Raw genomic sequence first — 26,884 nt, forward strand, 5'->3', positions numbered from 1 at the left:
GTCTGACAAGCCGGTGCCCACCTTGTCAGACCGATGCTCTGGGAGCGACGATGAGCGAGGGGCCAAGCGCCGAGCCGCGGGATTCGCAGGTAATCCCATTTCCATCGAACGCCACGCCGCAGGTCGCCTTCCAGCGCGACGAGTTGCGGATCCTGTTCAACCTCTACGGACGCCGCGTCGCCGAGGGTGAGTGGCGCGACTACGCGCTGGATTTCCGCCGCGACAAAGCGGTGTTCTCGATCTACCGCCGCGCCTCCGAGATGCCGCTCTACCGCGTCGAGAAGGACCCGAAGCTCGCCCGCCGCCAGGGCGCCTACGCGGTGATCGCGGCGAGCGGCCTCGTGATGAAGCGCGGCCACGACCTCGCCCGCGTGCTCGGCGTCCTCGAAGGCCCGCTGAAGGCGGTGTAATCCCGGGATTCCGAAGGGATCATCCCTTCGGCGGGGCGCGGGGCAGAGCCCCGCTTCGTCTCAAGCCTTCCGAAGTTGTCCCGCGGCCTCCGCCAGCCGCCGGATCGCGCCCGGGTCGGGCTTGCCCGCGGGCACGACCCAGCTTCCGCCGACGCAGAGCACGGAGGGGTGGGCGAGCCAGTCCGGGGCGGTGGCCTCGGTGATGCCGCCGGTGGGGCAGAAGCGGACCCGATGGAACGGGGCGGCGAGCGCCTTCAGCGCCTTGAGCCCGCCCGCGGCTTCCGCCGGGAAGAACTTGAAGCGGTCGAGCCCGTGGTCGAGGCCGCGCATGATGTCGGCCGAGGTCGCCACGCCCGGCAGGTAGGGCACGCCGGAGGCCAGCGCGGCTTCCGTGAGCGGCGCGGTGAGGCCGGGGCTGACGATGAACTTCGCGCCCGCACTGACGGCAGCGTCGAGGTCGCGGGCGTTCAGCACGGTGCCGGCGCCGACGACGGCGCCCTCGACCGAGGACATCGCCCGGATCACGTCCAAAGCCGCGGGCGTGCGGAGCGTGACCTCCAGCGCGGTCAGCCCGCCCGCGACCAGGGCCTCGGCCATCGGCACGGCGTCGGCCGCGTCCTCGACGACGAGGACGGGGATGACGGGGACGGAGCGCATCAGCGCGTCGATGGTGCTCATGTCGGTCTCTCCCGGTTTCGTCAAAGGCCCGCCGCGGCCAGCATCGCCGAGCCGCCGCGCTCGGCGTCGTCGGCGCCGTGGCGCATGAAGGCGAAGAGTTCGCGGCCGGTGCCGAGGCCGTCCGGCGGCCGCACGGCGTCCTCGCGGGCCTCCCACTCGGCCGGATCGACCAGCACCTCCAGCACGCCGTCTTCCGCCGAGAGGCGGATGACGTCGCCGTCGCGGATGCGGCCGATGGGGCCGCCGCCGACCGCCTCGGGGCTCAGATGGATCGCCGCCGGCACCTTGCCGGAGGCGCCCGACATCCGCCCGTCGGTGACGAGGGCGACCTTGTGGCCGCGGTCCTGCAGCACGCCGAGCGGCGGGGTCAGCTTGTGCAGTTCCGGCATGCCGTTGGCCCGCGGGCCCTGGAAGCGCACGACCACGATCACGTCGCGCTCCAGCTCGCCCGCCTTGAAGGCGGCGATGACGTCGTCCTGATCGGAGAAGACGCGGGCCGGGGCTTCGATGGTGCGCCGCTGCGGCTCGACCGCGCTGGTCTTGAAGGTGGCCCGTCCGAGATTCCCCTTCACCAGCCGCATCCCGCCGTCGGGCTGGAACGGATGGGCGGGCGGGCGCAGCATCGTGTCGTCGAGCGGCTCGGCGGGCGCGTCCTCGAAGGTCAGCGCGTCGTCCTCGCCGGTGAGCTTGGGGTCGCGGGCGTGGTCGCGCAGGCGCGTGCCGGCCACCGTCAGGATGTCGTCGTGCAGGAGGCCGGCATCGATCAGCGAGGCGATGACGTAGGACATGCCGCCGGCCGCGTGGAAGTGGTTCACGTCGCCCGCGCCGTTCGGGTAGACCCGGGCGGTCAGCGGCACGACGCCCGACAGCCGGTCGAAATCCTCCCAATCGACGACGATGCCGGCAGCCCGCGCCATGGCCGGGATGTGGATCGCGTGGTTGGTCGAGCCGCCGGTGGCGAGGAGCCCGACGATGGCGTTGACGATCGCCTTCTCGTCGATGCAGCGCCCGAGCGGGCGGTAATCGTTGCCGTTCGGGCCGATCTCGGTGAGCCGGTGGATCGCCGCGCGGGTCACTGCCTGGCGCAGGCGCGTGCCGGGATTGATGAAGGAGGCGCCGGGCATGTGCAGGCCCATCACGTCCATCATCATCTGGTTGGAGTTGGCCGTGCCGTAGAAGGTGCAGGTGCCGGCGCCGTGATAGGAGGCGGACTCGGATTCCAGCAGTTCCTTGCGCCCGACCTTGCCCTCGGCGAAGAGCTGGCGAATGCGCTGCTTCTCCTTGTTGGCGAGCCCCGAGGGCATCGGCCCAGCCGGGATCAGGATCATCGGCAGGTGGCCGAAGCGCAGCGCCCCGATGATGAGCCCCGGCACGATCTTGTCGCAGATGCCCAGGAGCGCCGCGCCCTCGAACATGCCGTGGCTCAAGGCGACCGCGGTCGAGAGCGCGATGGTGTCGCGGGAGAACAGCGACAGTTCCATGCCGCGCTGGCCTTGGGTGACGCCGTCGCACATGGCGGGCGTGCCGCCGGCGACCTGCGCGGTGGCCCCCACTTCGCGGGCGAAAAGCTTGATCTGCTCGGGGTAGCGTCCGTAGGGCTGATGCGCCGAGAGCATGTCGTTGTAGGCGGTGACGATGCCGATATTCATGGCACGCCCCGCGATGATCGCCGACTTGTCCTCGCCCGAGGCCGCGAAGCCGTGGGCGAGGTTGCCGCAGGCGAGCCTGGGGCGGTGGACGCCGGCCTCGCGCTCGCGCTCGATCAGGTCCAGATAGGCGCGGCGGCTGTCGCGGGAGCGGGCGATCACCCGTTCGGTGACCGCGGCGACCTCGGGATGAAGCTCCGGCATGGCGGATCAAGCCTCGTTCGTTTCGCGAGACGCCCGCAGAGGTGGCGCCCGGCTCGTCCGTCCTTACCATGGAGCGGTTCGAAACGGGATCGCGGCCGATGGAACGATTCGGTGAGCTGTCAGGCGTAGGATTGCTTCTGCCACGCTTCACGCCCGTCATTCCGGGGCCGCGAAGCGGAACCCGGAATCTACCCGTGATGCGCGGCTATGGCAGGCGTCGCGGCCAGCCGTGGATTCCAGGTTCGCCTACGGCGCCCCGGAATGACGGGGGAGAGGCGTCAATCCGGCAGCGGCGCCTCGACGGTGAAGACGAGGCCGCGGGGGCGGTAGTCGATGGCGGCGCGGCCGCCGAACTCGGCGGCGAGCACGCGCTCGATCATGCGGGTGCCGAAGCCGACGCGGCTCGGCTTCTCCACCGGCGGCCCGTCGAGTTCCTCCCAGTGCAAGCGCAGGAGGGCGGGCGACGCGCCTGGACCGTCGGCGCAATCCTTCGTCGGCCGGGCGCCGGGGCGCTGGCCCTCGACCTCCCAGTTGAGAATCACCTTGCCGGTGTCGTTGGAGAGGCCACCGTATTTCGAGGCGTTGGTGGCGAGTTCGTGGAGCGCCATCACCACGGCCAGCGTCAGGCGCGGCGACAGGCGCACCTCCGGCCCGCCGACGCGGATGCGGCCGCGCGGGCTGACCCGGAACGGGCTCAGCGCCGTCTCGACCGCCTCGGCCAAAGTCGCGCCGACATCGCTCTCGGAGGTGAGGATGTCGTGGGCGTTCGCCAGCGAGTTGAGGCGGGCGTCGAGGATCTTCTGCGCGTCCTGGATCGAGGCGGCGTTGCGCAGCGTCTGGTGGGCGATCGACTGCACCGTCGCGATCGAGTTCTTGACCCGGTGCTTCATCTCGGCGGCGAGGAGCGCCCGCTGCTCGTCGGCGCGCTTGCGGTCGGTCACGTCGAGCGAGATGCCGGCCATGGAGAGCGGCGCGCCGTCGGCCCGGTAATAGGCCCGGCCGCGCAGCTGCACCCAGCGCACCTCGCCGCCGGACGCGGTGACGCGGTGCTCGACATCGTAATCGGCCCGCCGGTCGATCGCCGCCTGCATCGCGGCTTCCAGCTTCGGGCGGTCATCGGGCACGACCGCCGCGACGAGGTCGTCGTAGGTGAAGGTCTCGCCGGGCGGGCGGCCGAAATTCAACTTGCACAGCTCCGAGGCGACGAGGCGGCGCTCGGTCAGGTCGAGGCTCCAGGCGCCGAGGCGCCCGGCGGCGAGCATGAAGTTGAGGCGGCTCTCGCTGCGGTTCAGGTCGTCGTTGCGGCGCTCGACCTCCTGCTCGAGGGCGTCGCGGTCGCGCTGGAGCCGCACCAGCCGGTCGCGTTCCAGCGTCACGTCGAACTGCGAGGCGAAGAAATAGGTGAGCTGCCCGTCCGAGTCGAAGACCGGCGAGATCAGGAGCCGATTCCAGAAGATCTCGCCGCTCTTCTTATGGTTCTGGAGGTCGATCTCGATCGGCACACGTCGCTCGATGGCGTCGCGAATCCTGTCGACGTCGTCGCGGTCCGTCTCCGGCCCCTGCAGGAAGCGGCAGTTCTGCCCGAGGATTTCCTCGCGCGCGTAGCCCGTGAGCTTGGTGAAGGCGTCGTTGACGAAGACGATCGGGTTGTCGGGCTGGCTCGGATCGGTGATCAGCATCGGCATCCGGGTCGCCCGCACGGCGGCGGCGAAGGGGTCGTTGCTCTTGGAGACGCGGTGCAATTCCGCGTCGATCCGGTCGTGCTCCTGGCGGCTGGTCACGGTCGGCGTTGTCCCGGCGATTCCTTGAGGCAGTCCAAACAGGCGGCCCCCACGACCCACGGACGGGCAGCCCCATATCATTTCGGGCGCTACAATCGCATCACAGACGCGAGAGCGCTACCGTCCGTCACCCCTTCGCGGGGCCCGCGTAGAGCCCGGCATGGGCGTCGCGCAAGACGTTCTTCTGCACCTTGCCCATGGCGTTGCGGGGCAGCTCCTCGGCGAAGAGCACGCGCTTGGGGCACTTGTACTTGGCGAGCCGCTCCTCCAGCGCGGCGAGGATGCCGGCCTCGTCCGGCGCGCCCTCGCCCGCCACCACGACGGCGGTGACGCCCTCGCCGAAATCCGGATGCGCCAGCCCGATCACCGCCGACTCGACCACGCCCGGCAGCGCGTCGATCTCGGTCTCGATCTCCTTGGGGTAGACGTTGTAGCCGCCGGTGATGATGAGGTCCTTGCCGCGGCCGACGATGTGGACGTAGCCGTCGCGGTCGACCTTGCCGAGATCGCCGGTGACGAAGAAGCCGTCGACCTTGAACTCGGCCGCGGTCTTCTCCGGCATGCGCCAGTAGCCCTGGAAGACGTTGGGGCCCTTCACCTCGATCATTCCGACCTCGTCCGCACCGAGCGGTGCGCCGGTCTCGGGCTCGACGACCCGGAGCGACACACCCGGCAGCGGAAAACCGACGGTGCCGGCCCGGCGCGCACCCTCGTAGGGGTTCGAGGTGTTCATGTTGGTCTCGGTCATGCCGTAGCGCTCGAGGATCGCGTGGCCGGTGCGCTCCGACCATTCGCGGTGCGTCTCGGCCAAGAGCGGCGCCGAGCCGGAGACGAACAGGCGGATGTTCGCGGTCGCCTCGCGGGTCAGGCCCGGCTCCTTGAGCAGGCGGGTGTAGAAGGTCGGCACGCCCATCATCGCGGTGGCCCGCGGCATCAGTTCGAGCATTTTTTTCGGGTCGAGCCGGGGGAGGAACAGCATGGTGCCGCCGGTGGCGAGCACGACGTTGGTCGCCACGAACAGGCCGTGGGTGTGGAACACCGGCAGCGCGTGGATCAGCACGTCGCGTTCCGTGAAGTGCCAGTACTGAGCCAGCGTGAGCGCGTTGGAGACGAGGTTGTCGTGGCTCAGCATGGCGCCCTTCGAACGCCCGGTCGTGCCCGAGGTGTAGAGGATCGCGGCCAGATCGTCGGGGCCGCGGGCCACGTCGGCGAAGTCGGTGGAGGCCGAATCCGCGGCATCAGACATGCTGCCGCGCCCGTCGCCGTCGAGGGTGCGGACCTGCGCGACGCCGGCCTCGCGGGCAACCTTCGTAAGATCGGACTCGCGGGCGGGGTCGCAGACGAACAGGGACGGCTCGGCGTCGCCGAGGAAATAGGCGATCTCAGGCCCGGTATAGGCGGTGTTGAGCGGCAGGAAGACTGCGCCTGCCCGCACCGCGCCGAGATAGAGGAAGACGACTTCCGCGCTCTTCTCGACCTGCACCGCGACCCGGTCGCCGGGCTTCACGCCCAGCCGCGTCAGGGCGTCGGCATAGGCGCTAGAGCGGGCCAGCAGGTCGGCGTAGCTGTGGCGCCGGCCGTCCGGCACGGATTCGATGAAGGTGCGCCCGCCCGGATCGGCCGGAAGATGGGCGCGCACGAGGTCGAACAGGTGGTTCCCGGCTGCCTCGGCCATCGTCTCGCGTCTCCTGCCCGTCCCAAACTTTTTGGCTCGGTGACCGCATTGGCGCAGGGCGCGGCTCCGTTCAAGCGGAGCAGGAGACGGAACAAGGACCATCGCTCGGATCGTGCGGCAGCACCGTATCGCCGGGCGCGAAGAGCGCCCCGCGGAGCGGCCTCGGCTACGCCGAGGCGTCCAGCGGAGCGAGAAGCCCAAGCCCGCGGACGCGGCCGCCGGCGCTTGAGACCAAAAAGGAAGCGAGAAAGACGTCAGTCTTTCGGGATGCGCCCGACCGAGCAGAGGGTGCGCAGCGCCCCGGCGCTGTCGGTGTAGCAGCTTGCCGACCAGCCGTTCTGCTGGATGAACGACTTGCGGCCCTCGCGGAGCGCTGTCTCGTAGGCGCGGACCAGGATCGGCTGGATCACGCCCGCCGGCTCGCCGATGACGAGTTCGGAGGCGGTCGTCAGCTCGCGAAAATAGGCGGCGGAGGGGGAGGGTTCGCCCGACGAGGCCTGCACGATGGGCTGGGCCCGGCAGGTGAGGTTGAGCGTCACGCCGCTGGCCGCCCGCACGTCGATGCTCGGGCCCATCCGCCGACCGGGTCTTTTCGCCCCGACAGCTCGGGCGATCTGCTGGGCCAGCCCGTCGCACTCGTCCGCCAGGGCGGGGGAGGGGGCGAGCAGCGGGAGAGCCAGGAGGGCGGTGAGGAGCGAGCGGCGCATGGTGCTCCTCTATGCGCGCGCCCTCGCCGCGCTTGCAAGACTCTGTCGGCGCGCACCGGTATGGCTATACCCGGCCCCTCAAGCCGGTTGACCGAGGAATCCCCATGACGGTGTCGAGCGAGGACGAGCTGGCCGCCCTGAAGCGGATCGGGCGCATCGTCGCCGACGCGCTGGAGACGATGGGGCGGGCGATCGAGCCCGGCATGACCACGTGCGAACTCGACGGGATCGGGCGAAGCGTTTTGGAGGCGGCGGGCGCGCGCTCGGCGCCCGAGGCGGTCTACGGCTTCCCCGGCGCCACCTGCATCAGCGTCAACGAGGAGGTCGCCCACGGCATCCCCGGCGAGCGCCGGATCGCGGCGGGCGACCTCGTCAACATCGACGTGTCGGCGGAGCGGGACGGCTACTTCTCCGACACCGGCGCCTCGTTCCCCGTGCCCCCGGTGACGCGGGCGACGGAGCGGCTGTGCAAGGACGGGCGGCGCGCCCTGTGGACCGGCCTGCGGCAGGTCGGCACCGGCAAGCCGATCGCCGGCATCGGCCGGGCGGTCGGGGCGTTCGCCGCGAAGAACGGCTACACGCTGGTGCGCAACCTCGCGAGCCACGGCGTCGGCCGGGCGCTCCACGAGGAGCCGACCGAGATCGCGACCTGGCCCGACGCCTCCGAGCGCCGGATCATGACCGAGGGGCTGGTGCTCACCGTCGAGCCGTTCCTGTCGCTCGGCGCCGACTTCGCCGAGAACCGCGACGACGACCCCTGGACCCTCTACAGCCGCCCCCGCGCCCGCACGGTGCAGTACGAGCACACGGTGGTGGCCACCCGCAACGGGCCGCTGATCCTGACCATGGCGGGGCCATAGCCCGAGCCGAGTGATGTGCCGTCTGTCCGGGCGCGAAGAGCGCCCCGCGCAGCGGGCCTCGGCTTTGCCGAGGCGTCGAGCGGAGCGAAAGCCTAAGGCCGCGGAGGCGGCCGCCGGCGACTGAGGCCAGAAACAAAGGACGGGCTTGACCGTCTCGCCTCGCCCGCCGAAACCTTCCCGCCGCCGCGCCGGAAGACGCGCGGATCAGCCGGGAGGGACGAGGATGCCTGCGACCGTGGGACGTTGGCCGTGGCCGATCCTGATGGCGGGGGTTTTGTTCGCCGCGCCGGCCCTGGCGCAGCCCGCCGAGGCGCCCGCGCCCCGGGCCAAGCCCGCCCAGAGCCAAGCCCGCCCGAAGGCGGCGGTCCCGCCGATCCAGGTCTGGGACGCCCGCATCGAGGGCGGCGACCTGCGGATTTCCGGCAGCATCCGCAAGAGCGGCCAGACCGTGATCCTCGACGACGACATCTCCGTGCTGTCGGACAAGCGCGGGCGCTTCGAGTTCCGCCTGCCCTACCGTCCCGCGACCTGCGTCGCGCTGCTGAAGAGCGGCGAGGACGAGCGCGAAGCGGTGGTCGCCAACTGCGCCCCCGAGGGCCAGCCCGGCAAGGCGGGCGAGCCGGGCCCGGCCGGGCCGCAGGGCGAGGCGGGTCTCCAGGGTCCGCCCGGCGCGGCCGGCATCCAGGGCCCGCCCGGCGCACCGGGGCCGCAAGGCCCGAAGGGCGAGGCCGGCCCGGCCGGTCCCGCGGGGCCCAAGGGGGAGGCGGGTCCCAAGGGGGAGACGGGCGCCAAGGGCGAGGCCGGTGCCAAAGGTGAGGCCGGTGCCAAAGGTGAGGCCGGTGCCAAGGGTGAGGCCGGCGCGAAGGGCGAGGCCGCCACGGCTTCCGCCGGTCCGTTCCGGGTCGTCCGCACGCAGACCTGCCCGGAGACCGGCTGCACGCTCTCGTGCGAGCCCGGCGAAGTCTTCGCCTCGGCGATCTGCCTCAAGGGCGGCGCGGCCAGCTTCGACTCGGAGACCGCCGCCACCTGCCCGGCGGGCAGCGGCGGCATGACCGGGTTGTGCGCCAAGCCCTAAGCGGCCGTCGCGCCGGCTCGACCCGGCGCATCCCGCACAATCCCCCTCATCCTAAGATGCGGAGCCCTCCTTCGAGGCTGCGTCGCAGCACCTCAGGGATGAGGGGATCGGGTAGGATGAATGCGGTCGAAAAGGCTCTGAAAAACTAAAGAAACCTCGTCCTCACGCCGCGCGCGCACGCCGCGCGGGGGCCGGCGTCGGCGTGGGGGCGGCGAGATCGACGGCGGGCAGCGCATCCATGCCGCGGCTGGCCGGGAAGGTGACGATCACCTCGGTGCCCTCGCGCGGCTTCGACTTGAGCGTGAAATGGCCGCCGTGGAGATCGACGAGGCCCTTCACGATCGGGAGCCCCAGCCCCGAGCCCTGCTCTGCGGTCTTGATCGCGAGCGACCCGCGCCCGAACGAGGACATCACGGTGCCGAGTTCGTCCTCGGGGATGCCGGGCCCGGAATCCTTGACGCTGACATATTGCCCGCCGGACGCCGTCCAGCCGACCTTGATGACGATCTCGCCGCCGGGCGGGGTGAACTTCACCGCGTTCGACAGGAGGTTGAGCACGATCTGGCGCACCGCACGCTCGTCGGCCCACAGGCGGGGCAGGGTCTCGTCGACGAAGCTCGCGAAGGTCTGGCCTTTCGACCGGGCGCGCAACGCCATCATGTGGCGGCACTCCTCCACCGTGTGGGCGAGCTGCATCGCCTCCTCGGTCAGGTCGTAGCGCCCGGCCTCTATCCGCGAGAGGTCGAGGATTTCGTTGATCAGCGTCAGCAGGTGCATGCCGCTGTCGTGGATGTCGTTGGCGTATTCCTTGTAGGCGGGCGCCGTGTGGGCGCCGAACACCTCGTTCTTCATCACCTCCGAGAAGCCGAGGATCGCGTTCAAGGGCGTGCGCAGCTCGTGGCTCATGGTGGCCAGGAAGCGGGACTTGGCGAGGTTGGCTTCTTCCGCGCGCCGCCGCGCCTCGTCGGAATTGGCCTTGGCCTGTTCGAGTTCGGCGAAGATCGCGTCCTTCTCGGCCCGCGATTGCAGCGTGCCGACCGCCGAGTCGTACAGGCGCCGGGCAAGGCCCGCGAACAGCAACTGGCTGCACACCGTCATGACGACCAGCAGCACCGTGTCGGTGTCGCGGGAGAACACCAGCAGCGAGAGCGCCGCGAGCATCAGCGGCATCAGGCCCGAGACGGCGGCGATCGGCACGGTCGCGGCCAGCATCGTCGTCACCGCCGCGACGATGACGAGGCCGAACAGCGCGAAGGTGCGGGCGTCGGGCGCGCCGACGAGCAGCATCATCGCCCAGGCGAGGCTCTGCCCGAACTCGGCGGCGATGAAAGCGCGCCGCCAGCGCGCCATCGACAGGCTTTCCGGCGGCTGGCGCAGGAATCGGCGGGCGAGGCCGACCGTCAGCAGTATCGTAGCGCAGGCGCCGACGCACCACACTGCCGCCATGGCCGGGCGCAGCCAGATCAACGAGGCGGCGGCGAGCGCCACGGCCAGCGCCAGCAGCGGCAGGGCGGCGCCGGCCCGGTACTGTGCGTAGAGGCGCAGCAATTCGCGGTCGAAGGCACGCTCCAGCCCGCTCGTCGAGGTCAGCCGCTCGCGGGCCGAGCGCATGTCGCGCGCGATGCCGCGCCGCTTGGCCACCTCCTGCGAGGAGGGCCCGCGGCCGCGCTGCACCATCTCCGCTGTGAGGTCGGCCATGCCTGGGGGTTCGGGTCGCTGAGGGGTGTCGAGCGTCGCGACCGCGGGACGGCCGGATACGGGCCTTCAGGGTGCCCGCGAACCGTTAAGAAGCGGCTTCGGGAGTGTCGCGAATTGTCCCGATTTCGTAACCGTACCGGCTATCTTGTATTCAGGTGCGCTGGCGCACATCAGTCGGCGCGCTGCGGGTCCAGACTCGGAACGATTCCAGATTCCGGAGCGGCGGCATGCTGACCATCCACCTGAACGGCGCGGCCCGCGAGGTCGACGCCGATCCCGACATGCCGCTGCTGTGGGCGATCCGCGACCGGCTCGACCTCACCGGCACCAAGTACGGCTGCGGCATCGCGCAATGCGGCGCCTGCACGGTCCACATGGACGGCCAGCCGGTGCGCGCCTGCCAGACCCGTATCGGCGATGTGGGCGAGGCCAAGATCACCACGATCGAGGGCATCGAGGGCAAGGTGGCCGAGGCGGTGCAGGGCGCGTGGCGCAAGCTCGACGTGGTGCAGTGCGGCTACTGCCAGTCCGGCCAGATCATGTCGGCGATCGGCCTGCTCACCGAGAACCCGAAGCCTTCCGACGCCGACATCGACGGCGCCATGGACGGCAATGTCTGCCGCTGCGGCACCTACCAGCGCATCCGCGCCGCGATCCACGAAGCCGCCCGCTCCCTCGCTTAATTTTTTTGCACTCCGATCCGAAGGAGCCGGCATGCTCAAGCTCGATTTAACCGACGCACCTGTCCCGTCCCGACGCGCCTTCCTCGGCGGCGCGGCCATGGGTGCCGTGCTGCTCGCCTTCCGGCTCGACCTGCGCGGGGCGCGGGCGGCGGAGGGCGGCGGGCCCGACCTGTCCAAGGGCCCGGCCCAGCCCAACGCCTTCGTCAGGATCGCCGCCGACGACACCGTCACGGTGATGATCAAGCATCTCGACATGGGCCAGGGCAACACGACCGGGCTCGCCACCATCCTGGCCGACGAACTCGACGCCGACTGGGGCCAGATGCGCACCGCCTTCGCGCCCGCCGACGCCAAGCTCTACGCCAACCTGCTGATGGGCCCCGTGCAGGGCACCGGCGGCTCCACGGCCATCGCCAATTCGTGGTTCCAGCTCCGCAAGGCGGGGGCGGCGGCCCGCGCCATGCTGGTCGCGGCGGCGGCCGACACGTGGGCCGTGCCGGCCTCCGAGATCACGGTGTCGAAGGGCGTGCTGTCCCACAAGTCGGGCCGGCAGGGCCGGTTCGGCGAGTTCGCCGAGGCCGCGGCAGCCAAGCCGGTGCCGCAGGAGCCGAGGCTGAAGTCGCCCGCCGAATGGACCCTGATCGGCAAGGGCGTGCCGCGCATCGATTCCAAGGCGAAGACCGACGGCACCGCGATCTACTCCCTCGACATCCGCCGCCCCGGTCAGGTGACGGCGCTGGTCGCCCACCCGCCGCGCTTCGGCGCGAGCGTCAAAAAGGTCGATGCGGAGGCCGCCCAGGGCATGCCCGGCGTCGTCGCGGTGGTGACGATCCCGACCGGCGTCGCCGTCATCGCCCGCGACACGTGGACCGCGATGAAGGCCCGCGAGGCGCTCAAGGTCGAGTGGGACGATTCCGCCGCCGAAACCCGCTCCTCGGACGCCATCCTCGACGAGTACCGCAAGACCGCCCGGACGCCGGGCCTCGTCGCCTCGCAGGCGGGCGATGCCGACGCCGCGATCAAGGGCGCGGCCAAGGTGGTGGAGGCGGAGTTCTCCTTCCCCTACCTCGCCCACGCCTCGATGGAGCCGCTCAACGCCACGATCGAGCGGGCTGCGGACGGCTCGTTCGACGTCTATGCCGGCTGCCAGATCCAGACGATCGAGCAGGCGGTGGTCGCGGCCACCCTCGGGGTGACGACCGACAAGGTCCGCCTGCACACGCAATGGGCCGGCGGCTCGTTCGGCCGCCGCGCCACGCCCGGCGCCGACTACTTCGCCGAGGCCGCGTCCATCGTGAAGGCCTGGGACGGAAAGGCTCCGGTCCATCTGGTCTGGACCCGCGAGGACGACATGGCCGGCGGCTATTATCGGCCGCAGGTCTACCACACCGTCAAGGCCGGCCTCGACGCCAAGGGACAGGTCGCGGGCTGGCGCCACACCATGGTCGGCAAGTCGATCATGATCGGCTCGCCGTTCGAGGCGATGCTCGTGAAGAACGGCATCGACGGCACCACGGTCGAGGGCGCCTCCGACACGCCCTACGGCTTGCCGGCCTATCGCTTCGAGGTCCACAACGCCCGCGAAGGGGTGCCGGTGCTGTGGTGGCGCTCGGTCGGCCACACCCACACCGCCCACGTCATGGAGGTGATGATCGACGAACTGGCGCACGCCGCGAACGCCGACCCGGTCGCCTACCGCCTGTCGCTGCTGACGCGGGCGCCGCGCCTGTCGGCGGTGCTGCGGCTCGCCGCCGAGAAGGCCGGCTGGAGCGGGAAGTCGAACGAGAAGGGCCGGGGCCTCGGCGTCGCCGTGCATCAATCCTTCGGCTCCTACGTCGCCATGGCGGCGGACGTGACCGCGGGCGAGTCGGGCGTGAAGGTCGAGCGCATCGTCGCGGCGGTCGATGTCGGCATCGCGGTCAACCCGGACGTGGTGCGCGCCCAGGTCGAGGGCGCGGTCGGCTTCGCCCTGTCGTCGGTCCTGCGCAACCGCATCACCCTGAAGGACGGCGTGGTGCAGGAGACGAACTTCGACAGCTACCAGCCGACCCGCATCTCCGAGATGCCCCGCGTCGAGGTCCACATCGTCCCCTCCGACACGGCCCCGACCGGCATCGGCGAGCCCGGCGTGCCGGTGCTGGCGCCCGCGATCTCGAACGCGATCTTCGCCGCCACGGGCCAGCGGCTGCGCTCGCTGCCGCTCGATCTGGCGAGCCTGCGGGGGGCGTAGCTCCCCCCTCTCCCCGCGCGCGGGGAGAGGCCTGTAGGGACCTTGTCGTCCCTACAGGAAGCGGAGGCGAAGCCGAAGCGGCGGTGAGGGGGCTTCGACGGACGAGTCTCCTGCGGATAAGCCCCCTCACCATCGGCTGCCGCCTCGCTTCGGCGACGACGGGGTCGCCGAAGCCCTCTCCCCGCACGGCGGGGAGAGGGAATGCGCTGCGTGCCGGCGAGCAGGCCCCGTCAGCTGATGTAATTCACCAAACTCATCTCCGAGAGCATCGACGTCACCTTGTAGCTCGCCTGGAGCTGGGTCTGCAGGCTGACGAGCTTGGCCGCGACTTCCTGGGTCGAGACGGTGTCGATGCCGTCGAGCGAGTTCTCCAGGGTCGTCTTGGTCGCGGTGGCGATCGATTTGGCGTTGGCCATGCCGCTGGAGGCCAGCCCGAAATCCGTGACGAGGCCTTCGAGGCCGGCCCGGTCGGCGTCCGGGGTGAGGGCGGCGGAGACCCGCTCGGCGGTGGCGTTGAAGCGGGCGGTGTCGACCGCGCCGGTCGCGTCGGTGAAGTTTTCCGCTGCCACCGCGGCGAGGCCGGCCAGCGTCTTGCGGATCGCCGCCTCGTTGGCCTGGGCGCCGATGGCCACGGTGCGGCTCGTGCCGACCTGCACGGTCGCGGTGCCGCGCGGGTCGGTGCCGTCGTCGCCCTTGTACCAGATCACCGTGTCGGCGCCGGCGGTCGCGGCGTAGCCGTTGCCGTCCTCGGAAACGCGCCGCGGCGCGAGGCCCGCGGTCGGCGAGCCCTCGAAGAAGTTGGTCGAGGCCCGCGTCGTCGAACTCGCGGCGAGATCGGTGCCGGCGGCGGTCTTCAGGGCGTTCTGGAGCGTCTGGTTCAGGTTGGCCGCGGTCTCGTCCGGATTCGCCCCGATGGCGAAGGTGTTGGCCGAGGCCGCGTCCGCGCTGCTGCGCGCCGTCAGCTTGATCGTCGTGGTGGTGCCGTCGTGGAGCGCCAGCGTCACGGTCAGGGCGTCGCCGGCCTTCGGAGTGCCCGTCACCGAGAGCGCCAGCGAGGCCGGGCTGCCGTCGTCCGTGAAATCGACCGACAGGCCCGGCGGCGACGCGCTCTGGGCGCTGGCGAGATTGCCGGCGCCGGGCAGGCCCTTGAGCAGGGTCTTGAGGTTGGCCGCGGTCTCCGCCGCGTCGGCGCCGATGGCGAAGGAATCGGTGGCGCCCACCGCCGGGGTCGTCCGGGCGGTGAGGTCGTAGGTCGCCTGGGAGCCATCGGGGAGGTTGACCGCCACCCGCACCCGCGTGCCGTCGGTGGGGTTCTCGGCTAACGCCGGATTCGTGGTGGCGGGCGTGCCCGCGGTCAGCGCCGCCGTGATGCCCCCGCCCGCGGGCGCGGTGACGCCGGTGAGCGAGAAGCCGAAATTCGCCCGCGCGGCGGCGTTTCCGTCCTCGGTGAGGGTGATGTCGGCGCCCGCGAGCGCCTGGGTCAGGCGGCCGTTGCCGTCCGGGCCACGGTCGGCCGCCTTCTGCTCGGCGATCAGGTCCTTGAGGCCGTCGAGCCCCTGGGCAGGGTCGCCGTTGAGGATCGTCTCGCGCGAGGCGACGGGCCGGGTGTCGGTGGCACGGCCTGAGAAGACGTAGACGTCGCCGGCCTGCTGGTTCAGCGCGTCGATGGCCGCCGAGAGGTTGTTGTCGGCGAGCTGCACGCTGGTCGCGGGCAGCGCCTGAACGCGCGAGGTCAGCAGGCCGTTGAGGTTGGAGCGGGCGCTGTCGTTGAGCGTCTTGAGCTGGGTCAGGCTGGCGGTCGTGAGCTTCACGCGGGTGTCGGCGGAGGTGATCGCCGCGAGGTAGCCGTCCTGCGCGCTGATCCCGGCGCGGGCACTGAGGCTGGTGGCGCGGCCGGCGCCGAGGCCGGCATAGGTCTCGGCGGTGCGCCCGGTGGCGAGCTGGCGCGACAGGTCGTCGAGCTGGCCCTTCATGCTCGTGAGGTTCGAGGCCTGCCGGTCGAAGCGGTAGGTGCCGGCGGCGAAGGCGCTGATGCTGGTCATGGGGGCCCCGTCAGATCCGCATCAGGGTGTCGAGCATGTCGCGGGCGGCGGTGAGCACGCGGGCATTGGCCGTGAAGGCCTGCTGCAGGGCGATCAGGTTCGACATCTCCTCGTCGATGCTGACGCCGGAGGTCGAGGCGAAGCGCCCCTGCGCGGTCGAGAGGGCGATGCTCTGGCCCTCGTCGAGATCCTGGGCGGCGGCCGCCGCCGAACCCTGCACCGAGATCACGCCCTGGACGAACTCCGCGACGCTGGAGCGCGTCGGGGCGTCGATGCCGCCGATGCCGCTGGCCGAGGAGAAGGTGCGGGGCGTCGTCGTCAGGGCGTCGTAGAGCGCCTGTGGCCGAGTCGCGTCGCCGGTACTCGTGCCCGAGCCCGTGATGCCGACGAGGCTCGCGGCGTTGCCCGCCACCGCCGGGTTGACGCTGATGCGCTGCGCGAAGCCCGTGAGCTGCGAGCCGCCCTCGAACGAGCCGGTGAACAGGGTGGCGGCCTTGCCGTCGACGAAGAGCGGGATCTGGGGCTTCCCGCTCTTGATGTCGGTGGCCGAACTCACCTGGGTGACGCTGGCCGAGGCCGCGAGCAGGCTGGCGCTGCCGGTGCCGGCGATGCGGACCGCACCAGAGCCGCCCTCCGCCTCCGCGACGCTGTAGCCGCCGCCGAGCGCATCGGACAGGGCCTGCGCCATGGTCGCGGGGGCGCCGTCGCCGCTGCCGGGCAGGCGGAACGGGATCACCGTCGCCTCGGCATCGTCGGTCAGCCCGGCCGGCACCGAGTCCGGCGGCGCGCCGGTGAAGGGCATCAGGATCAGGTTGCGCTGCACGCCGCCGTCCTGCACCGTCAGCGTCACCGCGTTGCCCGAGGACAGGCCGGTGAGGTCGATATCGAGCGCCCCCTTGGTGCCGTCGGCGGGCGCGGTGCCGGTGGCCGCGCGGTCCGACAGCGAACGGGCGAGGCCCGCGGCGAGGTCGTCGAGCTGGCGCTGGGCCTGGGGCAGCACCGTGTCGCGCAGCTCCACCGCCGCCGCCATCGAGCCGGAGCGGATCGCCCCGGTGGCGATCAGGTCGATCTTGCCGCCGCCGGGCGTCGTCGCCACGATGGTGCCGACGCCGCTTTGGCTCGGATCGTCCGAATAGAGCGCCTGCGGCGAGAGCGTGCCGCGGTTGGAGAAGCTCAAGGTGGCGGCGTTCTCGTGGTCGAGCAGCGTCGCGCCCGAGCCCGTCAGCACGCTCACGCTGCCGTCGCTCTGCGTCGTCGCGTTGATGTCCATCAGCGCCGAGAGGCTGTTGAGCGCCTGATCGCGCTGGTCCTCCAGGTCGGGGCGGCTCATGTCGCTCTTCGGCGTGGCGCTGAGGCGCGCGTTGAGCTTGGCGAGCTGCCCGAGCAGGGTGTTGGCGTCGCCCGTGTCGGAGGCGAGCCCCGCCTCCAAGCCCGAGCGCAGGGCCTGCACGCCGTTGGCCGCGTTGGCGATGGTCGTGGCGAGGCCAGAGGCCGCCGAGACCACGGTGTTGCGCGCCGCCGTCGAGGTCGGGTTGGCGGCGAGCGATTGCAGCGAGCGGGTGAAGCCGTTGAACATCCCGTCGAGCGCCGACGAGTCGCCCGGTCGCCCGTAGAGCGCGTCGAGCTGGCCGCGGATGCCCGCCATGGTCGAGGTGTAGGCCGCCCCCGAGGTCTCGGAGCGCAGCTGCTTGAGCGCCGCCGCGTCGATCGCCCGCGCGATGGTGCCGGAGGCGACCCCGGCATTGCCCGGCCCCGTCGTGACGGGCGTGAGCGTGCGCCTGACGTAGCCGACGGTGCCGACATTGGCGATGTTCTGCGAGACGACGCCGATCTGCGACTGCGTCACCCGCAGGCCCGCCGTTGCCGTCGTGAGCGCGTCGAAGGCCAAGGTCAGGCTCCTTCATCGGGTCCGGGTGTCCCCTCCCCACAAGGGGGAGGAGAGTTGTTGAGAATCAGCGAATGACGTTGATCAAATCCGAGATCATGCTCTGCGCCGTCGACATCACCCGGGTGTTGGCCGAGTAGGCCTGCTGGGTGACGATCATCTTGGAGAATTCGGACGCCACGTCGGTGTTCGACTGCTCGACGTTGGCGCCCACCACCGTGGTGTCGCGCAGCCCGCTCAGCGGTTCGCCGGAATTGGTGGTCTGCTGATAGTTGCCGAGCGAGTCGGGCTTGAGCCCGTCGGGATTGATGAACTGAGCCACCTCGATCCGGGCGAGTTCGAGGGTCTTGCCGTTGGAATAGGTGCCGCTGATGACGCCGTTCTCGCCGACATCGACCGCGTTGAGCGAGCCCGAGGCGTAGCCGTTCTGCTTGAGCGTGTTGGTCGAGACCGTGCCGCTCGACGAGGCGTACTGGGTCAGGCCGCCGCTGAGGTCGAGGGTTACGGGGCCGACCGGCACGTCATCGACCGTCAGGCTGTCGATGGCCAGGGTGCCGCCCGCAGGCGCCGTGAGCTGGCCGTTGGTGAACTGGAACGCTTGGCCGACATTGGTCCAGCTCGTGTTGCTGCCCGAGACGCTGCTCTTGTCGGCGTAGAACAGGTTCCACGTGTCCTGGGTGGCTGGGGTGGTCGCGCTGCTGGCGTTCGCTACCTTGGCCCAGCGGGTCTGCAGGCTCACCGGCGCGCCCGAGGCGTCGTAGACGGTGAGCGCGGGGCCGGCGATGCTGTTGTCGATCAGGGTCTGGGCGCTGGCGTCCGGCACCGTCTTGCCGGTCGCGTTGCCCTCGGTCACCAGCCAGTCGCTGCCATCGACATTCTGCAGGAGGCCGTTGTTCGTCTTGGGCCCCGTCGTGGTCGGCGTGCGGGGGAGATTGGCCGCGTAGGTGATCGTGCCCGTGGCCTTGGCCGGCAGCAGATCGTTCGAGATCTGGATCGGGCCGTTGGAGACCGTCTGCCCCGTGGCCGGGTCGAGGCTCGCGCCGGTGAGGTAGGAGCCCGCGCCGTTGACGAGGTAGCCGTCCTTGTCCGGGGAGAAGTCGCCGCGGCGGGTGTAGAGGTTGTTGCCGGAGAAAGCCGTGCCGCCGCCGGAATCGACGCTCTTCTTCTGGACGACGAAGAAGCCGTTGCCGTTGAGCGCCATGTTGGTGGACACGCCGGTGTCGCGCAGGTTGCCCTGGATCGTGTTAGTCAGCTCGGAATAGGCCGCGACCGTGCCGGCGACCTGATGCTTGGTGTCCCGCTCGGCGATGAGATCGACGAAGTTGGTGTCGATCCGCTTGTAGCCGGTGGTCTGCGAGTTCGCGATGTTGCCGGAGATGTTGTCGAGGGAGAAGGCCTGCGCCCTCAGGCCCGAGACCGCCGTCTGCAGCGCGGAAAAAACGTCCATGGCCCTGGCTTCTCCCAAAGGACCGCTCGCGGCGGCCGGCACTTCGGGACGAGACGGCGCAACCCCTGTGCCATTCTTAAATCATTGAAATCATTGAGGTGGGTGGCGACGCGCCCGGCAGATTCGGACCTCGCCGTGGCTTGAGGCCGGCAGAAACTGCCGCCTCGCGCCGTTTACGCCCCGTTATGTCGAATGTTGTTAGCGTGCGCTGCTGGCCTTCGCCCGGACGAGATCGATGAAAAGCAAGAGGACGAGCCTCGTCCACCTGATCTACTTCTCGCGCCTGAACCTCTCGGCCGACCCGGCCGCGCGGACCAAGCAGATCGGCGAGATCACACGGCAGGCTCAGAAGAAGAACGAGTTCGCGGTCATCACGAGCTTCCTCATCCTCGACGGCCCGTTCGCGCTGCAGGTGGTCGAGGGCGAGCGGGCGTCGGTCCACGAGACGTTCCAGCGCATCGCCAACGACAACCGCCACCGCGATGTGCAGATCGTGGAGTGGCGCGAAATCGTGAAGCGGGAATTCGTCACCTCCTTCACCACGGTGACGCGCGGGGCCGCCAACGAGGTCCATTTCGCCAAGGCCGGGCTGCTGCCGATGCTCCAGCGCGGCACGCCGAAGGGCGCCGCCATCCACGGCCTCGCTGCCACCCTCCAGGCCGAGTCGATGGCCAAGCAGGGCATCGACCACCTTTTCGTGTAAGGTAGAAGGCCTCACAAGGGCTGCGGGAACCCATGAGCGACACCCTCCCCATCCTGATCGTCGACGACCAGCCCAAGCTGCTGCGACTCGTCATCGAGCTGATGACCCGGCTCGGCTTCCCCGAAGTCGATGGCGTGGCCGACGGCGCCGAGGCGCTGATCCGCCTGCGCGAGCGCCGCTACGCCCTGGTGATCTCCGACCTCGCCATGGAGCCGATGGACGGCTTGCAGCTCCTGCGCGAGATCCGGGCCGACGACACCCTGATGAACACGCCCTTCATCCTCACCGAGGCCTCGTTCGACTTCGAGGACATCAACCTCGCCCACGTGGCGGGCGCCGACGCCTTCATCCTCAAGCCGTTCGACATCAACCTCCTCAAGACCAAGCTGAAGCAGGTGCTCAACCGCAAGCCCCGCCGCCGCGAAGCCCCGCTGCCGCCGGAATCGACGCTGAGCCAGGAATTCCCGCTGCTTGGCAAATTCTGAGCGCCGTTTCTCCCATCGATTCCCCTCATCCTGAGGTGCTGCGCAGCAGCCTCGAAGGAGGGCTCCAGTACTCACTGAGAGTTCTGGAGCCCTCCTTCGAGGCTACGCTATGCTTCGCACCTCAGGATGAGGGGGGTGGGTTGGAAAGTGGTCGGAGAAAGCCGCTTCGCAACTCAAGGCGCGCGCACGAACCGTAAGCCGCCCGCACAGGGCGCCACTGGCGCCAAAAAGGGACCATCGCGGGTATTTCGTGAGGCGCCCTTAACCTTGTTCCGATAAGAACCTCGGACGAGGGAGCGGCTCAGGACCCCATGCGATTGCCTGCCGAACATCGTGCCGACATGCGCGCGCCGACCCAATCGGAGGAGGGCGACGGGGCGCCCCTCGATGCCGCGGCCCTGCCCGAGACCATCCGCGAGCGCGTCCTGCAGGCTGGCCTGTGGCTCGGCCTGATCGTCGTCGCCCTCGGGATGACGGTGCTCGGCGTCCAGTTCGGCATCGATCCCGCCGCCCGCGGCGGCATCGTCGCGGCCGCCGTGGCGGCGGCCCTGCTCCTTGCCGCCCTGACCCTGGTGCGGCTCGCCCACGACATCGTCCGCAGCGCCGACCGCGCCGGGCAGCTCGCCGCCGCCATCGCCGAGGGCCCCACCGCGGCGGCGCACGGCCGGACCGGGCTCATCGATTTCGACACCCTGCTCGGGCGCCTCGCGACGCTGCGCGCCGCGCGCGACGACCTCGCCGGGCAAGTCGCCGCCGCCCGCCGCTCGCCCGAGGCCCGGATCGGCGCGGCGCTCGCGGCCGGCCTGCCCGGCGCGGCCATCGCGGTCCGGTTCGCTGAGGCCGACGGGCGCGTCGTCCTGGCCGGACCCGCCGCGGGGGGGCTGGGCGAGGGGGACGAGACCGTCCTGCCCGACGGGCGCCGGTTCCGCGCCACCCGCGCCGCCCTGCCCGACGGGGCCGGGCTGACGCTGCTCATCGACGTCACCGAAGAGCGCGCGCGCGAGGCGGCTTCAAACGAGCGCCTGTGCCGGCTGGAGACGGCGCTCGACACCATGCCCCAAGGCTTCCTGCTCTACGATGCCGACCACCGGCTCCTGGCGGTGAACCGGCGCTACCACGAGATCTTCCGATTGAGCCCCGGCCGCGTCGTCCCCGGCATGAGCGCCGCGGAAGTGCTGCGCCTCAACATCGAAGCGGGAAGTCATCCGGAGGCGAGCGTCGCCGATGCGCTGGCCGAGGTCGATGCCCTGCTCCGCTCCGAGTCCGCCACGCAGGTCCAGCGGCTCACCGACGGGCGCGTCGTCGCGGTGGCGATGCATCCGCTGCCGCATGGCGGCTTCGCGGCGATCTATGAGGACGTGACCGAGCGCTGGCAGGCGGAGGCCCGCATCGCCCACATGGCCCGGCACGACGCGCTCACCGACCTGCCCAACCGCCTGCTCCTGCGCGAGCGGATCGAGGGCGCGGTGACGCTGGCGCGGCGCGACACCGGCTTCGCCGTGCTGTGCCTCGACCTCGACAACTTCAAGCAGGTCAACGACACCCTTGGCCACGCCGTCGGCGACGAGCTGCTGCGGGCGGTGGCGCACCGGCTGCGGGCCTGCCTGCGCGAGGTCGACACCGTGGCGCGCCTGGGCGGCGATGAGTTCGCGGTGATCCAGGCCGGGGTGGAGGGGCCGGAGGATGCCGGCACGCTCGCGCGCCGCATCCGCGACGTGGTGAGCGCGCCCTACACCCTGACGCACCATTCCGTGACGGTCGGGGTCAGCATCGGCATCGCGCTGAGCCCCGCCGACGGGCTGGAGCCGGACCGCCTGATGCAGTGCGCCGACGTGGCGCTCTACCGCGCCAAGGCGGACGGGCGCGGCGTCTACCGCTTCTTCGAGGCCGAGATGGACGCCCGCCTCCGGGCCCGACGCGCTCTCGAACTCGACCTGCGCGCCGCCTTCGAGGCGAAGGCGTTCGAGCTGCACTACCAGCCGATCTACGACATCGCCGCCGAGCGCATCTGCGGCTTCGAGGCGCTGCTGCGCTGGACCCATCCGGTGCGCGGCCGGGTCTCGCCCACCGAGTTCGTGCCGCTGGCCGAAGAGATCGGCCTGATCGTGCCGCTGGGCGAATGGGTGCTGCGGCAGGCCTGCCGCGAGGCGGCGGGCTGGCCCGACGACCTCAAGGTCGCGGTCAACGTCTCGGCGGCGCAGTTCACCTCGTCGGGCCTCATCGCCACGGTGCGGGACGCGCTGGCGGAGAGCCGCCTGCCCGCAACCCGGCTCGAACTGGAGATCACCGAGAGCGTGCTGCTGGTCAACGGCAACGCCACGGTCGCGATCCTGCACGGCCTGCGGGGCCTGGGCGCCCGCATCGCCATGGACGATTTCGGCACGGGCTATTCGAGCCTCAGCTACCTGCGCAGCTTCCCCTTCGACAAGATGAAGATCGACCGCTGCTTCATCCGCGACCTCACCATCGAGCAGGGCTCGGGCTTCATCGTGCGGGCGGTGATCAGCCTCGCCTCCAGCCTCGGCATGACCACCACGGCGGAAGGCGTCGAGACGCCCGAGCAGCTCCGTCGCCTGCGCGAGGAGGGCTGCAACGAGGTGCAAGGCTACCTGTTCAGCCCGCCCGTGCCCGCGACCGAACTGCCGGCGCTGCTCAAGGCCTGGAACGGCGGCGGACGGCGCGCCGCCTGATCACGCCGCTTCGCGCGCCGGCGGGCGCTCGCGCGACACCTTCGCCACCGCCTCGCGCAGGGTGGCGAGGTTCGCCTCCGGGGCCATGCCGGCGGTGGCCAGATGCCGCCGGAACGCCCGCGCGCCGGGCCGGCCGTTGAACAGGCCCAGCATGTGTCGGGTGAAGGAATGGAGCCGCGTGCCGGCGGCGAGCGCGTCGTGGATCGTCGGCGCCAGCGCCTCGACCGCGGCGAAGGCGTCCGCCACCGGGGCGGGCTCGCCAAAAAGTTCGGGATCGACGCCGAGCAGGATCGCCGGTTCGGTATAGGCGGCGCGCCCCACCATCACGCCGTCGACTTGCGTGAGCCGTTCCTGCGCGGCTTCAAGGGTCGCGATGCCGCCGTTGATCGCGATCGGCAGGCCGGGCCGAGCCGCCTTGAGGCGGGCGACGCGGCCGTAATCGAGCGGCGGCACGTCGCGGTTCTCCCGCGGCGACAGGCCCTTCAGCCACGCCTTGCGGGCATGCACGATCAGCCCATCGACGCCCGCAGCAACCACCGCCTCGGCCATCGCGTCGAGCGCCAGTTCGGTGTCCTGATCATCGACGCCGAGGCGACACTTCACCGTCACCGGCACGGACACAGCGGCCTTCATCGCCGCCACGCATTCGGCCACCAAAGCCGGCTCGCGCATCAGGCAGGCGCCGAAGCGGCCCTCCTGCACCCGGTCGGACGGGCAACCGACATTGAGGTTGATCTCGGCATAGCCGAACTCTTCCGCGATCCGCGCCGCTCGCGCCAGATCGCCCGGATCGGAGCCGCCGAGCTGCACCGCCACCGGCTGCTCGGTCGCGTCGAACCCGAGCAGCCGTTGCCGGTCCCCGTGCAGCACCGCCCCCGTGGTCACCATCTCGGTGTAGAGCCGGGCGCGCCGCGACATCACGCGATGGAACGCCCGGCAATGCCGGTCGGTCCAGTCCATCATCGGCGCGACGGAGAAGCGCAGGTCGCGGGCGATCATCGGCCGTTCAGTGCCGGTGGTCGTGGTCATGTCCGTGCTTGTGGTCGTGCGAATGCTCATGAGCGTGTTCGTGGGAATGCTCGTGCGTGTGGGCATGCGTGTGCCCGTGATCGTGCTTTTCGGCGTGATGATGATGATCGTGGTCGTGATGGTCGTGCGAGTGGTCGTGGCCGCAGGTGCTGTGATCGTGGGCGGCCTTTTCCGGGCGGAAGGCGCGCGAGACCGGCTCCGCGGAACAGCCTGAGCCGCGCACCAGCTCTGCCGCGCTCGCCGGCACGTAGAGCACGTCCGCGCCGACCTCGGCCGGGACGTGGCTGCCGCCGAGCTGCCAGGCGAGGCGCAGCAACCGGGCCGGGCTGCCGGCGCGCACTTCGAGCAGCGCTTCCTCGGCGGCCTTGATGCCGACGAGGCGCCCGTCCTCCAGGCGGAGCGCATCGCCGTCCTCCAGGCCGGAGGCCCGCTCCAGGGCGAGATCGACGCAGAAGCCGCCCGCCGTGTGGAAGTGGGCATGCGCTTGTCCGCGGGCCGCGTGGTCGAGGGTCAGCGTATCGACGACCTGCTCGGGCCGGACGGCGGCCTTGCGGACGATCTGGCGGGCTGTGGGCATGGCATCCTCGGGACGACGCGCGGGCCGGAAAGGCCGACGTTTTTGCAACAGGTGCGCCTCAGATGGCAGGCGCGGGCCGAAAAGTCATGCCCCGGCGTGAACCGGTCGCAATCTTGGCCGTTTCACGTGCCGGTGCTGGGAGACCATCGGTGCCCGGCGGCGATCGTGTCCGCGACGAGGCCGGAGCACCGTTGCACAAGGGAGTTGCACGACCATGAAGACCCTGATCGCCGCCGCGCTCGCCGGCAGCCTCGCGCTCTCGCTCGGCGCCTGCAACACGCCCCAGGACCGCGCGCTCGGCGGCGGCGTCCTCGGCGCCGGCCTCGGCGCTGCGGTGGGCGGCCTCGCCACCGGCCGGGCCGGCGGCGCGCTCGCCGGTGCCGCGATCGGCGGCGCCGGTGGCGCCATCGCCGGTGCCGCCACGGCCCCGCGCTGCCCCTACGGCACCTACCGCGACGAATTCGGCAACGTCTACTGCCGCTGATTCCAGCGAGAAGGCAGAAGGGGCCGGGGCTCGGGGAGCCCCGGCCCCTTCGCGTTTGAGGCGGGCTTGCGCCGCGCCCCGCTTTGCGGCGTTAAGCTGCGGTGATCGATTCCCCCGAAAAGAACCTCCGAGCGCCCGTGCCCCGTCCCGATCCCTTCCGCGTCCCCCCGAACGGAGCCGGCCGGTGAGCGGCGGCCTCTGGGGCAAGATCGGCGGGGCCGGGCTCGGCGGGCTGGTCGGCGGGCCGATCGGCGCGCTCATCGGCGGTGTCGCCGGCCACTTCCTGGTCGATCGCGAGGGCGCGCCGTTCGGGCCGACGCCGCGGGACGTGGTGTTCACCACCGGCCTCGTCGCGCTGGCGGCCAAGATGGCGAAGTCCGACGGCGTGGTGACGGATTCCGAGGTCCAGGCCTTCGGGCAGGTGGTGCAGGTCGAGCCCGAGGCGCGGGCCGGCGTCGAGCGCCTGTTCGATCTCGCCAAGGCGACGACCGATGGGTTCGAGGCCTATGCCGGCCAGCTCGCCACGACCTTCGGCGACGAGCCCGCGCTCTTGGAGGACGTGCTCGACGGCCTGTTCCACATCGCCAAGGCCGACGGGGCGATCCACGAGAAGGAGGAGCGCTATCTGCGCGCGGTCGCCGGCATCTTCGGCTTCGACGACGATGGTTTCCGCCGCATTACCGCCCGCCACGTCCGGCTCGCCGACGATCCCTATCTCGTGCTCGGCCTGGAGCGCTCGGCCGACGACGCCGCGCTGAAGGCGGGGTATCGCGGGCTCGTGGCCGAGACCCATCCCGACCGGGCGCTCGCCCGCGGCCTGCCGCCCGAGGCGGTGGCGATCGCGACCCGCCGGCTGGCGGCGATCAACGCCGCCTGGGACCGGATCGCGGCCGAGCGGGGCCTGCGGTGACGTTTTCGCCCGATTCCCCGCATGTCGCCGAGGTGCTGGCCTCGGCCAACCGCGGCGAGCGGATCGGCGGGCCGACCGACCTGCTGATCCTGCACTACACCGGCATGGCGACGGGCAAGGACGCGCTCAAGCGCCTGCGCGACCCGTCGGCGGAAGTCTCTGCCCACTACCTCGTGTTCGAGGACGGGCGCGTGGTGCAGCTCGTGCCCGAGGCCGAGCGGGCGTGGCATGCCGGGCGCGGCTTCTGGGCCGGCATCACCGACATCAATTCCCGCTCGATCGGTATCGAGATCGTCCATCCGGGCCATGTCGGCGGCCTGCCGCCCTATCCCGACGCGCAGGTTCGGGCGGTGATCGCGCTGTGCGCCGACATCGTCGGGCGCAACGCGATCCCGGCGGCCCGCGTGCTGGCCCATTCCGACGTGGCGCCCGCCCGCAAGGAGGACCCCGGTGAGAATTTCCCGTGGGACCGCCTCGCGGCCGCCGGCATCGGCCACTGGGTCGCGCCGGCCCCGATCCGCGACGGGCGCTTCTTCGCCAGGGGCGAGGAGGGCGAGCCGATCGCCGCGCTCCAGGCGATGTTCGCCCTCTACGGCTACGACCAGCCGGTGACGGGCCGGTTCGACGAAGGAACACGCGCCGTCGTCACCGCCTTTCAGCGCCATTTCCGTCCCGCCCGCGTCGACGGCGTGGCCGATTCCTCGACCATCACGACGCTGCGCGACCTCATCGCCGCACGGCCGGGCTGAGACCGTTTCCGGGTGATCACCCCGGTTTCCACCCCACGCCGTCATTGTGAGGCGGAGCCGAAGCAATCCGGTGCGCCACGCTGCCGAACGGTGTGGATCGTGCGCCGACGAAGCCGCCTCATCCGGCGGCGTGCCTTCTTCGGATCACGCGGAGCCCTGGATCGCGTCAGTTCCGCCTCGCGATGACGGGGGTGCGACGGCATCGAACGGCCGCATCTGACACGTTCGGGAAAGAA

General features: G+C 71.0%; 22 protein-coding genes. 11 read left to right on the forward strand and 11 right to left on the reverse strand.

Annotated features, from left to right (window positions below; translation table 11 throughout):
• The first annotated feature begins 50 nt into the window (after positions 1–50).
• The gene (locus tag ASG52_RS06545; RefSeq protein WP_056240686.1) at positions 51–410 is read left to right on the forward strand and encodes a DUF2794 domain-containing protein; all 360 of its coding nucleotides are present in this window, start codon (positions 51–53) and stop codon (positions 408–410) included.
• Between the two features lie 60 nt (positions 411–470).
• On the opposite strand, the gene eda is transcribed toward ASG52_RS06545, so the two are convergent.
• The 5 genes from eda to ASG52_RS06570 form a co-directional block, all read right to left on the reverse strand.
• Complete coding sequence (gene eda, locus ASG52_RS06550; protein WP_056240689.1) at positions 471–1,088, reverse strand: bifunctional 4-hydroxy-2-oxoglutarate aldolase/2-dehydro-3-deoxy-phosphogluconate aldolase; 618 nt, start codon at positions 1,086–1,088, stop codon at positions 471–473.
• A gap of 20 nt (positions 1,089–1,108) precedes the next feature.
• On the reverse strand, positions 1,109–2,938 hold the full coding sequence (edd, locus tag ASG52_RS06555; protein ID WP_056240691.1) for a phosphogluconate dehydratase: 1,830 nt from the start codon (positions 2,936–2,938) through the stop codon (positions 1,109–1,111).
• Positions 2,939–3,216: 278 nt separating this feature from the next.
• Complete coding sequence (locus ASG52_RS06560; RefSeq protein WP_056240694.1) at positions 3,217–4,719, reverse strand: PAS domain S-box protein; 1,503 nt, start codon at positions 4,717–4,719, stop codon at positions 3,217–3,219.
• Positions 4,720–4,846: 127 nt separating this feature from the next.
• Positions 4,847–6,394: a malonate--CoA ligase gene (locus tag ASG52_RS06565; RefSeq protein ID WP_056240696.1), complete on the reverse strand. Its 1,548-nt coding sequence runs from the start codon at positions 6,392–6,394 to the stop codon at positions 4,847–4,849.
• 254 nt (positions 6,395–6,648) lie between these two features.
• On the reverse strand, positions 6,649–7,101 hold the full coding sequence (locus ASG52_RS06570) for a hypothetical protein (RefSeq protein ID WP_056240699.1): 453 nt from the start codon (positions 7,099–7,101) through the stop codon (positions 6,649–6,651).
• 104 nt (positions 7,102–7,205) lie between these two features.
• On the opposite strand from ASG52_RS06570, the gene map reads away from it, so the two are divergent.
• Both map and ASG52_RS06580 read left to right on the forward strand, forming a co-directional pair.
• Complete coding sequence (gene map / locus ASG52_RS06575; protein WP_056240701.1) at positions 7,206–7,961, forward strand: type I methionyl aminopeptidase; 756 nt, start codon at positions 7,206–7,208, stop codon at positions 7,959–7,961.
• Positions 7,962–8,184: 223 nt separating this feature from the next.
• On the forward strand, positions 8,185–9,036 hold the full coding sequence (locus tag ASG52_RS06580) for a collagen-like domain-containing protein (protein WP_056240702.1): 852 nt from the start codon (positions 8,185–8,187) through the stop codon (positions 9,034–9,036).
• A 162-nt stretch (positions 9,037–9,198) separates the two neighbouring features.
• Here ASG52_RS06580 and ASG52_RS06585 read toward each other — a convergent pair whose 3' ends face one another.
• Positions 9,199–10,734, reverse strand: a complete 1,536-nt coding sequence (locus ASG52_RS06585) for a sensor histidine kinase (protein ID WP_056240705.1) — start codon at positions 10,732–10,734, stop codon at positions 9,199–9,201.
• A 227-nt stretch (positions 10,735–10,961) separates the two neighbouring features.
• On the opposite strand from ASG52_RS06585, the gene ASG52_RS06590 reads away from it, so the two are divergent.
• Both ASG52_RS06590 and ASG52_RS06595 read left to right on the forward strand, forming a co-directional pair.
• The gene (locus ASG52_RS06590) at positions 10,962–11,417 is read left to right on the forward strand and encodes a (2Fe-2S)-binding protein (RefSeq protein WP_056240707.1); all 456 of its coding nucleotides are present in this window, start codon (positions 10,962–10,964) and stop codon (positions 11,415–11,417) included.
• 31 nt (positions 11,418–11,448) lie between these two features.
• On the forward strand, positions 11,449–13,647 hold the full coding sequence (locus tag ASG52_RS06595; RefSeq protein WP_056240709.1) for a xanthine dehydrogenase family protein molybdopterin-binding subunit: 2,199 nt from the start codon (positions 11,449–11,451) through the stop codon (positions 13,645–13,647).
• 230 nt (positions 13,648–13,877) lie between these two features.
• On the opposite strand, the gene ASG52_RS06600 is transcribed toward ASG52_RS06595, so the two are convergent.
• The 3 genes from ASG52_RS06600 to ASG52_RS06610 form a co-directional block, all read right to left on the reverse strand.
• Positions 13,878–15,689, reverse strand: a complete 1,812-nt coding sequence (locus ASG52_RS06600) for a hypothetical protein (protein WP_056240712.1) — start codon at positions 15,687–15,689, stop codon at positions 13,878–13,880.
• A gap of 10 nt (positions 15,690–15,699) precedes the next feature.
• Positions 15,700–17,577 (reverse strand): flagellar hook-associated protein FlgK, encoded by a 1,878-nt coding sequence (gene flgK / locus ASG52_RS06605; RefSeq protein ID WP_056240715.1) that lies wholly within the window; start codon positions 17,575–17,577, stop codon positions 15,700–15,702.
• A 64-nt stretch (positions 17,578–17,641) separates the two neighbouring features.
• Positions 17,642–19,021 (reverse strand): flagellar hook protein FlgE, encoded by a 1,380-nt coding sequence (locus tag ASG52_RS06610; protein WP_056240718.1) that lies wholly within the window; start codon positions 19,019–19,021, stop codon positions 17,642–17,644.
• A 235-nt stretch (positions 19,022–19,256) separates the two neighbouring features.
• On the opposite strand from ASG52_RS06610, the gene ASG52_RS06615 reads away from it, so the two are divergent.
• The 3 genes from ASG52_RS06615 (at position 19,257) to ASG52_RS06625 (ending at position 22,899) form a co-directional block, all read left to right on the forward strand.
• Complete coding sequence (locus ASG52_RS06615) at positions 19,257–19,724, forward strand: BLUF domain-containing protein (RefSeq protein WP_056240719.1); 468 nt, start codon at positions 19,257–19,259, stop codon at positions 19,722–19,724.
• Between the two features lie 32 nt (positions 19,725–19,756).
• Entirely contained in the window at positions 19,757–20,209 is a 453-nt protein-coding gene (locus tag ASG52_RS06620; RefSeq protein ID WP_056240723.1) for a response regulator, read from the forward strand.
• 341 nt (positions 20,210–20,550) lie between these two features.
• Positions 20,551–22,899 carry a putative bifunctional diguanylate cyclase/phosphodiesterase gene (locus tag ASG52_RS06625; RefSeq protein WP_286158963.1) on the forward strand — a complete coding sequence of 783 codons (2,349 nt, stop codon included), beginning with the start codon at positions 20,551–20,553 and terminating at the stop codon, positions 22,897–22,899.
• Here the strand turns inward: ASG52_RS06625 and dusA are convergent, their stop codons facing one another.
• Positions 22,900–23,898: a tRNA dihydrouridine(20/20a) synthase DusA gene (gene dusA, locus ASG52_RS06630; RefSeq protein WP_082552398.1), complete on the reverse strand. Its 999-nt coding sequence runs from the start codon at positions 23,896–23,898 to the stop codon at positions 22,900–22,902. It lies immediately after the preceding gene.
• A 7-nt stretch (positions 23,899–23,905) separates the two neighbouring features.
• A complete protein-coding gene (locus ASG52_RS06635) occupies positions 23,906–24,505 on the reverse strand; it encodes an urease accessory protein UreE (RefSeq protein WP_056240726.1) in 600 nt (199 codons plus the stop codon).
• 214 nt (positions 24,506–24,719) lie between these two features.
• Here ASG52_RS06635 and ASG52_RS06640 point away from each other — a divergent pair, with 214 nt between their 5' ends.
• The 3 genes from ASG52_RS06640 to ASG52_RS06650 all read left to right on the forward strand — a co-directional run bounded on the left by ASG52_RS06640 (position 24,720) and on the right by ASG52_RS06650 (position 26,648).
• The gene (locus ASG52_RS06640; RefSeq protein WP_056240730.1) at positions 24,720–24,989 is read left to right on the forward strand and encodes a YMGG-like glycine zipper-containing protein; all 270 of its coding nucleotides are present in this window, start codon (positions 24,720–24,722) and stop codon (positions 24,987–24,989) included.
• A gap of 184 nt (positions 24,990–25,173) precedes the next feature.
• Positions 25,174–25,899 carry a TerB family tellurite resistance protein gene (locus tag ASG52_RS06645; RefSeq protein WP_056240732.1) on the forward strand — a complete coding sequence of 242 codons (726 nt, stop codon included), beginning with the start codon at positions 25,174–25,176 and terminating at the stop codon, positions 25,897–25,899.
• Positions 25,896–26,648, forward strand: a complete 753-nt coding sequence (locus tag ASG52_RS06650; RefSeq protein ID WP_056240735.1) for an N-acetylmuramoyl-L-alanine amidase — start codon at positions 25,896–25,898, stop codon at positions 26,646–26,648. The genes ASG52_RS06645 and ASG52_RS06650 overlap by 4 nt, the downstream gene beginning before the upstream one ends.
• The last annotated feature ends 236 nt before the right edge of the window (positions 26,649–26,884 follow it).

Source organism: Methylobacterium sp. Leaf456 (assembly GCF_001425465.1).
Lineage (GTDB): Bacteria > Pseudomonadota > Alphaproteobacteria > Rhizobiales > Beijerinckiaceae > Methylobacterium.